The 11,015-nt window shown below is 39.3% G+C and carries 11 protein-coding genes; 8 read left to right on the top strand and 3 right to left on the bottom strand.

Features of this window, described 5'->3' with window-relative positions; all coding sequences use genetic code 11:
* Positions 1–121 precede the first annotated feature (121 nt).
* Together deoD and AC5KOD_RS19655 are read left to right on the top strand one after the other, a co-directional pair.
* Complete coding sequence (gene deoD / locus AC5KOD_RS19660; protein ID WP_496916287.1) at positions 122–829, top strand: purine-nucleoside phosphorylase; 708 nt, start codon at positions 122–124, stop codon at positions 827–829.
* A gap of 104 nt (positions 830–933) precedes the next feature.
* Positions 934–2,106 carry an iron-containing alcohol dehydrogenase gene (locus tag AC5KOD_RS19655; RefSeq protein ID WP_496916286.1) on the top strand — a complete coding sequence of 391 codons (1,173 nt, stop codon included), beginning with the start codon at positions 934–936 and terminating at the stop codon, positions 2,104–2,106.
* Between the two features lie 48 nt (positions 2,107–2,154).
* On the opposite strand, the gene gpmA is transcribed toward AC5KOD_RS19655, so the two are convergent.
* From gpmA to rpiA, 3 genes are all read right to left on the bottom strand, one after another.
* Positions 2,155–2,841, bottom strand: a complete 687-nt coding sequence (gene gpmA / locus AC5KOD_RS19650; RefSeq protein ID WP_496916285.1) for a 2,3-diphosphoglycerate-dependent phosphoglycerate mutase — start codon at positions 2,839–2,841, stop codon at positions 2,155–2,157.
* Between the two features lie 128 nt (positions 2,842–2,969).
* Positions 2,970–3,734, bottom strand: a complete 765-nt coding sequence (locus AC5KOD_RS19645) for a formate/nitrite transporter family protein (protein ID WP_496916284.1) — start codon at positions 3,732–3,734, stop codon at positions 2,970–2,972.
* Between the two features lie 243 nt (positions 3,735–3,977).
* Complete coding sequence (gene rpiA, locus AC5KOD_RS19640; protein WP_496916283.1) at positions 3,978–4,655, bottom strand: ribose-5-phosphate isomerase RpiA; 678 nt, start codon at positions 4,653–4,655, stop codon at positions 3,978–3,980.
* A 374-nt stretch (positions 4,656–5,029) separates the two neighbouring features.
* On the opposite strand from rpiA, the gene rpsL reads away from it, so the two are divergent.
* The 6 genes from rpsL (at position 5,030) to rpsJ (ending at position 10,990) form a co-directional block, all read left to right on the top strand.
* The gene (rpsL, locus tag AC5KOD_RS19635; protein WP_209527098.1) at positions 5,030–5,452 is read left to right on the top strand and encodes a 30S ribosomal protein S12; all 423 of its coding nucleotides are present in this window, start codon (positions 5,030–5,032) and stop codon (positions 5,450–5,452) included.
* 68 nt (positions 5,453–5,520) lie between these two features.
* Complete coding sequence (rpsG, locus tag AC5KOD_RS19630; RefSeq protein ID WP_496916282.1) at positions 5,521–5,991, top strand: 30S ribosomal protein S7; 471 nt, start codon at positions 5,521–5,523, stop codon at positions 5,989–5,991.
* 97 nt (positions 5,992–6,088) lie between these two features.
* A complete protein-coding gene (gene fusA, locus AC5KOD_RS19625) occupies positions 6,089–8,176 on the top strand; it encodes an elongation factor G (protein ID WP_496916281.1) in 2,088 nt (695 codons plus the stop codon).
* A gap of 124 nt (positions 8,177–8,300) precedes the next feature.
* Positions 8,301–9,488: an elongation factor Tu gene (tuf, locus tag AC5KOD_RS19620; protein WP_496916280.1), complete on the top strand. Its 1,188-nt coding sequence runs from the start codon at positions 8,301–8,303 to the stop codon at positions 9,486–9,488.
* 187 nt (positions 9,489–9,675) lie between these two features.
* The gene (locus AC5KOD_RS19615; RefSeq protein ID WP_496916279.1) at positions 9,676–10,401 is read left to right on the top strand and encodes a hypothetical protein; all 726 of its coding nucleotides are present in this window, start codon (positions 9,676–9,678) and stop codon (positions 10,399–10,401) included.
* Positions 10,402–10,681: 280 nt separating this feature from the next.
* A complete protein-coding gene (rpsJ, locus tag AC5KOD_RS19610; protein WP_126779032.1) occupies positions 10,682–10,990 on the top strand; it encodes a 30S ribosomal protein S10 in 309 nt (102 codons plus the stop codon).
* Positions 10,991–11,015 lie beyond the last annotated feature (25 nt).

Raw genomic sequence — 11,015 nt, 5'->3', positions numbered from 1 at the left:
GACAAAACTTCAAGGAGGAATACTACGACCTCTATCTGTACGAAATAATCATACCCCTTATGGGGATGAAAAGGAACTATCAGAATAAATCTGATAACCTTATTATACGAGGAGGAGACGAATGAGTGTTCATATTGAAGCTAAAGAGGGAGAAATTGCTGATAAAATCTTGTTGCCAGGCGACCCTTTGAGAGCTAAGTATATTGCCGAAACGTTCCTGGATAACCCTAAGTTATATAATGAGGTTCGGGGAATGTTGGGTTATACGGGAACTTATAAAGGCGTTCCTGTATCTGTTCAAGGGACAGGTATGGGAATGCCGTCAGCTGCTATCTATGCTACTGAGTTGATTCGTGAGTATGGTGTCAAGCAGTTAATTCGAGTAGGAACGTGTGGATCAATTCAGAAAGACGTAAATGTTCGTGACTTGGTCATTGCTCAAGCTGCGGCAACATCGTCTAATATTATTCGGAATGATTTCCCTAAGCATGATTTTCCTCAGATTGCTGATTTTGGTTTATTATTGAAATCATATAATTTGGCACAGGAGAAGGGCTTTAATATCCATGTCGGAAATGTGTTATCGGATGATGTTTTTTATAAAGATAGTATGGATGAGGTTTTCCGTTTAGGAGGGCACGGTGTTTTAGGGATTGAGATGGAAGCCGCAGTTTTGTATTATTTAGCGGCTAAATACCATGTTCAAGCATTAGCGATTATGACTGTTAGTGATCATATTTTAACAGGAGAAGAGACGTCAGCTGAGGAGCGCCAAAAAACGTTTGATGAGATGATAGTTGTTGCTTTGGATACGATTATTCAGGAATAAGAGGGGGGCTATTTATCTGCTAACTGTAGTGGATGAATAGTCTTTTTTTTCGATTTACGTTATTCTAGTAATATAAAAAGAATTGAAAGGAAGGTTTTATAGTGATGAATAATTTTAATTTTCACGTACCAACATCTATTTTATTCGGTAAGGGGCAAGTCAGTAATCTTCCAGACGTGTTGAACAAGTATGGTCAAAAGGTTTTGCTGGTGTATGGTGGCGGCAGTATTAAGAAAAATGGTGTGTATCAAACGGTGGTATCTTTACTGGAGGAAGGGACGTTTACTGTAACAGAGTTGGCGGGAGTTGAGCCAAATCCGCGTATAGAAACGGTTATTAAAGGAGCTGATTTGTGTCGTAAAGAAGAAATTGATGTGATCTTGGCTGTAGGTGGTGGATCAACTATAGATTGTGCTAAAGCGATTGCAGCAGCTCGCTATTATGAAGGTAATCCATGGGATTTCACCCAGGATCGCAGTTTAGTTGGTGAAGCGTTGCCTTTAGTCACGATTTTAACGATGTCTGCAACTGGATCAGAGATGAATGGGGGAGCGGTCATTACGAATCTCGCGACTAATGAAAAATTGGGAATGGGTGGGCCAACCCTTTTGCCGAAGGTCTCTATTTTAGATCCAACTTATACGTTCTCAGTGCCGACAAGGCAAACAGCGGCAGGTTCGGCAGATATTTTCAGTCATTTGATTGAAAACTATTTTAGTCGTAATAAATCTGCTAGCCTTCAGGATCGGTTAGCGGAAGGAATTATGAAAACAGTTGTTAAATATACACCGATCGCATTAAAAACTCCCGATGATTACGATGCTCGTGCTAATTTAATGTGGTCTAGCTCTCTAGCTCTTAATGGGTTGACTGGTAAAGGGAAAGAAGGAACTTGGTCTTGCCATGCGATTGAGCATGAGTTAAGTGCCTTTTATGATATCACTCATGGAATTGGTTTAGCAATTGTGACTCCTCATTGGATGGAGCATGTTTTAAATGAGCAAACAGTAGAGCAATTTGTTGAGTTTGCTGTCAATGTTTTTGGAATTTCGAGAGAAGGAACTTCTTTTGAAATCGCTCAACAAGGAATTCAAGCCTTATTTGATACATTTGTTAGTTGGGGAATTCCGATGACATTGCCAGAAGTTGGAATTGACGAGAGTAATATTAGTTTGATGGCGAAAAAAGCGGTTGAGCATAGTACAATTGATCAAACCGCGTTTGTACCACTGTCAGCTATGGATATTGAAACAATTTTAAAGGCTTGTTTTAAGTAAATAAAGACGTCTCCGTTTTCAGTTAAGTGTGAACGGGGACGTCTTCTTTTATAGATAATACTTGTTAGCCACACTCAAGTCTTCATTTAGCTCATAAACGAGAGGTTGGCCTGTTGGAATTTCTAATGCCATAATATCGTCATCAGAAATTTTTTCAATATGTTTAGCCAATGCTCTTAAAGAATTACCATGTGCGGCAACTAGAACAGTTTGGCCATCAATTAAAGCAGGGGCGATATGGTCATCCCAGTAAGGGATAGCACGTTCTAAAGTAACTTTAAGGTTTTCACCACCAGGAATTACTCGTTTATCTAAGTGGCTGTAGCGACGATCGTTGACAGCGGATTTAGGATCGGAAGCTTCTAAAAGTGGTGGTAGGGTGTCGTATGATCGACGCCATAGTTGGACTTGATCAGCTCCATATTTATCGGCAGTTTCTTGCTTGTTAAGACCTTGTAATGCTCCGTAATGTCGCTCATTTAAGCGCCAAGATTTATGCTCAGGAACCCACAGCTGTTCAGATTCTTCAAGAACGTAATGACAGGTTTTGATGGCACGCTTTAATACAGAGGTGAAAGCAATATCAAACTGAATATTGGCTTCTTTGATTTTTAGCCCAGCATCTTTAGCTTCTGTGATTCCTTTTTCACTTAAGTCCACATCTTCCCAACCGGTAAATAAATTGAGAGCATTCCATTCACTTAATCCATGACGAACAAATACTAATTTTGGCATAGTAGCAACTCCTCGTATAGTAGTTAAATATTTATTGTTACTTCTATTGTAGTCCTAAATAAAAAAACATGCTACTGATTAGCTATTCTCGTAAGCTGACCATTTTTTGCATAGAAAAAACACCACGATTAATCGTGATGTTTTAATGAGTAGTAATAGATGGCACTAACCATTACTGCACCGCCAACAATATTTCCAAAGTAGACTGGAACGACATTTAGAATAAATTGTAGCCAAGTGGCGCCACCTTCAAAAATAGCAGCGGGAATGATAAACATATTTGCAACACTATGCTGAAAGCCAATCGCTACAAAGGTCATCACAGGAAACCAAATAGCAAGAATTTTTCCTGCGCCATCTTTGGCACCGTAACATAGCCATAAAGCCAACCCAACAAACCAATTACATCCGATACCAGAGATGAATGCCTGGATGGGCGTAGCGGCTATCTTAGCTTGAGCGATAGAGAGAGTCTCTTCTAAATAAACACCTGTGTTAGTTAGGCCAACGACATGGCCGAAAAAATAAGCTACAAATAATGCCCCTACAAAATTAGCCATGGTGATTGTTAACCAATTAACCCACATCTCTTTAGCCGTGACCTTTTTATCTAGCCAGGCACTAGCTACGGCCATCATATTTCCTGTAATCAATTCACCGCCACCGAGTAGAATGACAATTAAGCCGATTGGAAAGACACAGGCACCTATAAAGCTAGCAAAACTTCCCCATTCATGAGCGATGGATGAAATGACTCTTACATAGGCTAAGTACCCAAGAGAAATCATGGCTCCACCTACAAAACCAAGAATTAATTTAGCTTGTAAGGGTTTAGCCACTTTTTTAGCCCCCATTTGAATACTAATATCTAAAATTTCTTCTGGTGAACGCATAAAACAACTCCTCATATTTCTTTGTGATTTTTTTCTCTTTTTATAACTTTATTATAGTATAGTATTTAGAAGAATAAAAGGATAAGTGGAAAAAGAGACGGTGATAGAAGTGTTCAACTTCGAGAAGAATAAAAAGCACTCTCAAAATAGTTGCTCTTATTTTGAGAGTGTTTAATATAGTTCTGATTATGCCACCTATAACCTATTGTGTATTTACTTTTTTAGAGTGTCAGTAGTCAGGAATTACTGGTTAACCTGAAGCGTCTCAGCTCCATTTTCACGACCAATAATAACGGTGTTAACGATGTCCAAAAAGAGTCCATGTTCCACTACACCAGGGAGCTCACTCAACCATAACCCTAATTTTTTTGGTTCATCAATTTTATCTAGCTGTAAATCAATGATGTAATTATTACTATCTGTTTTGATTATTGTTCCATCGCTGTCGCGTCGAAGTGTTGGGGCCATTTCTTTTTCCGTAAATAAATTCAAAAGCTGTTGTGAGCCATATGGAATAACTTCAACGGGTAATGGAAATTGCCCTAATTTGTCGACCATTTTTGAGTTATCGACAATCCAAATGTTTTTCTTAGAGTAGGTTGCGACAATTTTTTCGAAAAGTAATGCTGCACCGCCTCCTTTAATTCCTTGAAAATCAGAGCTAATTTCATCGGCTCCATCAATTGTTAAATCAACACAGGTAACATCATCAATACTTTTCAAAGGGATTCCTAAAGAGTGTGCTTGTTTTTCAGTTGCCTTTGAGGTCGTGACACCAATAATGTCTAATCCCTCCTCTTTAATTCGGCGACCGATTTCTTCTACCATATAATAAGCGGTAGAACCAGTTCCTAGCCCAACAACCATTCCTGTTTCAACATGTGTTGCTGCTTCAATACCAACCATTTTTTTTAAGTTCATAGTATCCTCCATGTAATATTAGTTAGTGTGGAAATAGTGTACTTCTACTATATTATACCTTTTATTCCTTTGATTGTTGAGAGAAAACAACAATCAATTTTTAGGGCGAGTGGGTAAAAGAAGTATGGGGGATAATAAGTGAGTGTTCCGTCTCCTCTTTGTTTCAAAATGTTAGTAAGTAAGGGTTGACAGGATAGCTGATGATATGTTAAGATTTTTAAGGTGCTTAAAGTACAGTTATATAAAACGTTCTGACTGTCTGAAAAGCATTTCTAACGATGATTGCAAGTTGACTTGCATTATTTTTATCGTAAAAAATGAACCACCTGGATGTGTGGTACTAGAAAGCCAAGTAGGGAAGGAGGAAACAAAGAATGCCAACGATTAATCAATTAATCCGTAAATCTCGTCAATCAAAAACGACTAAATCTGGTTCACCTGCATTAGGTAAAGGATACAATAGTTTGAAAAAATCTTTTACAGACACTAATGCTCCTCAAAAACGTGGAGTGTGTACTCGTGTAGGAACAATGACACCTAAAAAACCTAACTCAGCGTTACGTAAGTACGCTCGTGTACGTTTGTCAAACAATATCGAGGTAACAGCTTATATCCCTGGAATTGGACACAATCTTCAAGAGCATAGTGTGGTCTTGATTCGTGGTGGACGTGTAAAAGATTTACCAGGAGTACGTTACCATATTGTACGTGGAGCGCTTGATACAGCCGGTGTTACCGACCGTAAACAAAGCCGTTCTAAATATGGTGCTAAACGCCCTAAACCAGCGAAAGCGTAAAGATTGCTCATTTAACTATAAAAAAATAATGAAACTAAAAAAATTATATTCGGAAGGAGGAATTTTGGATGCCTCGTAAAGGTCCTGTAACAAAACGTGAAGTTTTACCAGATCCGATTTTTCATTCAAAAGATGTAACTCGTTTGATCAACCGTATTATGGTTGATGGTAAACGTGGTACAGCCGCAAGCATTATTTATAATGCTTTTGATATTATTAAAGAATCTACAGGTAATGATCCATTGGAAGTATTTATGCAAGCAATGGATAACGTTAAACCTGTTTTAGAAGTTAAAGCTCGCCGTGTTGGTGGTTCTAACTATCAAGTTCCTGTTGAAGTACGCCCAGAACGTCAAATTACTTTAGGTCTACGTTGGATCGCTAACTATGCTCGCTTACGCGGTGAACATACGATGGAACAACGTTTAGCGAAAGAAATTATGGATGCTGCTAACAACACAGGTGCTTCAGTTAAGAAACGTGAAGACACACATAAAATGGCAGATGCCAACAGAGCGTTTGCTCATTACCGTTGGTAAAATCCTCTCTGTTTGTTCAACTAGCAATATGCTTAGTTGATTAACAGATAGCATTGCTTTAAAAAGAAACACTTATCACATGAGAGGAGATAAAAGAATGCCTAGAGAATTTACCCTAGATAAAACTCGTAACATTGGGATCATGGCTCATATTGATGCTGGTAAAACAACAACAACAGAGCGTATCCTTTATTATACTGGTAAAATTCACAAAATTGGAGAAACTCATGATGGAGCTTCTCAAATGGACTGGATGGAACAAGAGCAAGAACGTGGTATCACTATCACTTCTGCTGCGACAACGGCATCATGGAAAGGCCACCGTGTTAATATTATTGACACACCTGGTCACGTGGATTTCACCGTTGAAGTTGAACGTTCATTACGTGTATTAGATGGTGCAGTAACTGTTTTAGATGCTCAATCTGGTGTTGAGCCTCAAACAGAAACAGTATGGCGTCAAGCAACGACTTATGGTGTTCCTCGTATTGTATTCATTAATAAAATGGATAAAATCGGTGCGGACTTCTTGTATGCAACTAGTACATTACATGATCGTTTACAAGCTAATGCTCATCCTGTTCAATTGCCGATTGGTTCAGAGGATACTTTCACTGGAATCATTGATTTGATTACAATGAAGGCTGAAATGTACACAAACGACGAAGGAACAGATATTCGTGAGGAAGAAATTCCTGAAGAATACCGTGAGTTAGCAGAAGAATGGCGTGAAAAATTAGTAGAAGCTGTTGCTGAAACTGATGAAGAGCTTACAGAGAAATACTTAGAGGGCGAAGAAATTTCTATTGATGAATTGAATGCGGCTATCCGTCGTGCAACAATCGCAGTTGAGTTCTACCCAGTATTCTGTGGATCAGCTTTCAAAAATAAAGGGGTTCAATTAATGCTTGATGGCGTTATTGATTACCTACCATCACCAACAGAAGTGGCTGCTATCACTGGTATCAATCCTGATACTGATGAAGAAATGGTTCGCGAGTCTTCAGATGATGCACCATTTTCTGCTTTAGCATTTAAAGTAATGACTGACCCATTTGTTGGTCGTCTAACATTCTTCCGTGTGTATTCAGGTGTGTTACAGTCTGGATCATATGTAAGAAACTCTTCTAAAGGAAAACGTGAGCGTGTAGGTCGTATCCTTCAAATGCATGCGAATTCTCGTGAAGAAATTTCTGAAGTATACGCTGGGGATATTGCTGCGGCTGTTGGTCTTAAAGATACAACAACTGGTGATACTCTATGCGATGAAAAGAATCAAGTTATTCTTGAATCTATGGAATTCCCAGAACCAGTTATCGAAGTTGCTATTGAGCCGAAATCAAAAGCTGACCAAGATAAAATGGGAACAGCGTTACAAAAATTATCAGAAGAAGATCCAACTTTCCGTGCCTCAACTAACCCTGAAACAGGTGAAACAATCATCGCTGGTATGGGAGAACTTCATTTAGACGTTCTTGTAGACCGTATGCGTCGTGAGTTTAAAGTTGAAGCTAACGTTGGTGCTCCGCAAGTTTCTTATCGTGAAACATTCCGTGCACCTGTTACTCAAGCCGAAGGTAAATTTGTTCGTCAGTCTGGTGGTAAAGGTCAATTCGGTCATGTTTGGATTGAATTTACACCAAACGAAGAAGGCGGCGGTTTTGCTTTTGAAAATGCTATCGTGGGTGGGGTTGTTCCTCGTGAATATATTCCTGCTGTTGAAGCTGGTTTGAAAGCGTCAATGGAAAACGGAGTTCTTGCTGGTTATCCATTAGTGGATATTAAAGCAAAACTTTATGATGGTTCTTACCATGATGTCGATTCCAATGAAACTGCCTTCCGTGTAGCTGCTTCTATGGCACTACGCGCAGCAGCTAAGAAAGCTCAACCTGCTATTTTAGAACCAATTATGGCAATCGAAGTAGTAGTTCCCGAGGATTACTTAGGCGATATTATGGGACACGTAACAGCTCGTCGTGGCCGTGTTGAAGGAATGGAAGCTCGTGGGAACTCTCAAGTAGTTCGTGCAATGATTCCGTTGGCTGAAATGTTTGGTTATGCGACAACATTGCGTTCTGCGACTCAAGGTCGTGGGATCTTTACAATGACATTCGATCATTACGAAGATGTACCAAAATCAATCCAAGAAGAAATCATCAAGAAAAATGGTGGTTCTGCAGACTAGAAGTTTTTACTGTCTTTTCTGTTTAGAATCATGTAAAATGACTGTGAAGATGGTGAGTTTGACTGCTTGCATGATGCTTACCTCGAAAATAAAAATTAAAAACATTTAGGAGGATTTATTTAAAATGGCTAAAGAAAAATTTGACCGTTCTAAACCACACGTTAACGTGGGAACTATTGGACACGTTGACCATGGTAAAACAACTTTGTCAGCTGCTATTGCAACTGTATTATCTAAAAAAGGTTTTGGTGAAGCACAAAACTATGCGGATATCGATAACGCTCCAGAAGAAAAAGAACGTGGTATCACAATCTCTACTTCTCATATCGAATATGAAACAGCTAACCGTCACTACGCTCACGTAGATTGCCCAGGTCACGCGGATTACGTTAAAAACATGATCACTGGTGCTGCACAAATGGACGGAGCTATCTTAGTAGTATCTGCTGCTGATGGTCCAATGCCGCAAACTCGCGAGCATATCTTATTGTCTCGTAACGTTGGTGTTCCATACATCGTTGTATTCTTAAACAAAATGGATATGGTTGATGATGAAGAATTATTAGAATTGGTTGAAATGGAAGTTCGTGACCTATTAAGCGAATACGATTTCCCAGGCGATGATACTCCAATCGTTGCTGGTTCAGCTCTTAAAGCCCTTGAAGGCGAAGAAATGTACGAAGAAAAAATCATGGAATTGATGGAAGCTGTTGATACTTATATCCCAACTCCAGAACGTGACCATGACAAACCATTCATGATGCCAGTTGAGGATGTATTCTCTATTACTGGTCGTGGTACTGTTGCAACAGGCCGTGTTGAACGTGGAACTATCAAAGTCGGTGATGAAATCGAAGTTGTTGGTATCAAAGAAGACACAAGCAAAACAACAGTTACTGGTGTTGAAATGTTCCGTAAATTATTAGATTACGCTGAAGCTGGCGATAACATTGGTGCGTTACTTCGTGGGGTTGCTCGTGAAGAAATCGAACGTGGTCAAGTATTAGCTGCTCCTGGAACAATTACACCTCATACTAACTTTACAGCAGAAGTTTATGTATTGAGCAAAGAAGAAGGTGGACGTCATACTCCTTTCTTCGGTAACTACCGTCCTCAATTTTACTTCCGTACAACTGACGTGACTGGTGTTATTAATTTACCAGAAGGTACTGAAATGGTAATGCCTGGTGATAACGTTGCAATCGACGTTGAATTAATCCACCCAATCGCGATCGAAGCGGGAACTCGTTTCTCAATTCGTGAAGGCGGACGTACTGTTGGTTCAGGCGTTGTTTCTGAAATCACTAAATAATTAATAGAAAAGCTAAGGGCGTTTGCTCTTAGCTTTTTTGTTTGTTGATGGAAAATAATTATGAGGGTATTAAAAAAGAAAAAATATTGCAAAGTGCTCTTTGGTGAAGAAAAAAAGTTGAGTTAATGCGTATCTTCATGTAAACTGAGATGTGGAACAATTATTTCAGAAAAAGTGAGGGGAAATCGTGCGAGGAGTAAATAAATATATTGTAGTTTTTCTGTCAGCAATTTTTGCAATTGTGGCTATCGTTGTTGGGATGAAATATTCTTCTTCTAAAATCCCAAAAGAGCCAGCTGTTAATGGTAATGTTGTAGAGAAACAAAAGGATTTAGTTGTTGGTGATTTGTTTTTAGATCAGAATCATATTTTTTTAGCAGAAGATATCACTGATGCATCTATTAATAAGGTGAAAGAAACGATTGATGAAGCGAATGCTGAAGATATGGCGCTTTTAGCTAAAGCTGATCAAAAATGGGCTATTCAAAAACAATTGAATAAGCTGTATTCAAAACCAGCTTTAACAGGAAGTCGTATAAGTGAGAAGCCGGCGCTGGCTGAAGGTGTTACAGAAGGTGATAAGCAAGCGGTCATGGCGGCTTTAGAGAGCAGTGGTATTGTCGATGAGTTCGCGACAGCGGTTAAAGGGATACTAGCGTCTAGTGGGGCAAGTACTTCAGGTTCAGCTGAATCAGTTGATAGTACTTTGGCTCGGGAGCGGTTAAGTTTGGTTGTACAAGATGGGGTAGTGACCCCTAATTTCACGTTGGAGAGTTATAACAATGCTCGTGATGCAATTGCTGCTTTGCCAGTAGGTTATGAACGATCAGAATTAGCAGCGCAGCTAAAATTGGTTGAAAATGCGATGGATCAAATGGGCGTTGCATACGAGGGTTTGCCTCCTGTCAATTAGCGTTAATTTCTTGAATTGTTGGTATTATATGACATAAGTATATAAATAGAAAAAATATTTTGAAAAAACTATGAAAAAAGCTTGCTTTCAGGCTTTTTTTTTTGTATACTGTTAAAGGTGCTGTCTCTATAGACGAGGCGTACGAGTGGGGGCTAAGTAGAACCCCTGCGGCTGAGAAGCGAGAGGTTGTGACACGCCCGGGAGCATTGCCATGAGGGCTGTGTCGGATATTTTCGTGGAGCTATGTCTACTTTTCAAAATAGGCGAAGGAGGGAACAAGATGGCAAAACAAAAAATTCGTATCCGTTTAAAAGCGTACGAACACCGTATTTTAGATCAATCAGCGGAAAAAATCGTTGAAACAGCAAAGAGAACTGGAGCTAGTGTATCAGGTCCAATTCCATTGCCAACAGATCGCTCAGTGTACACGGTTATCCGTGCAACACATAAATACAAAGATTCGCGCGAACAATTCGAAATGCGAACTCACAAACGTCTAATCGACATTGTGAATCCAACACCAAAAACAGTTGATGCTTTAATGAAGCTAGACTTACCAAGTGGTGTCAATATCGAAATCAAGTTATAAAAATTAAGAGGATGGAGGTGTACTC

Source organism: Vagococcus sp. WN80Y (assembly GCF_059621045.1).
Note: the sequence above shows the minus strand (reverse complement) of the source record. Positions and strands in the feature narration are given on the sequence as shown.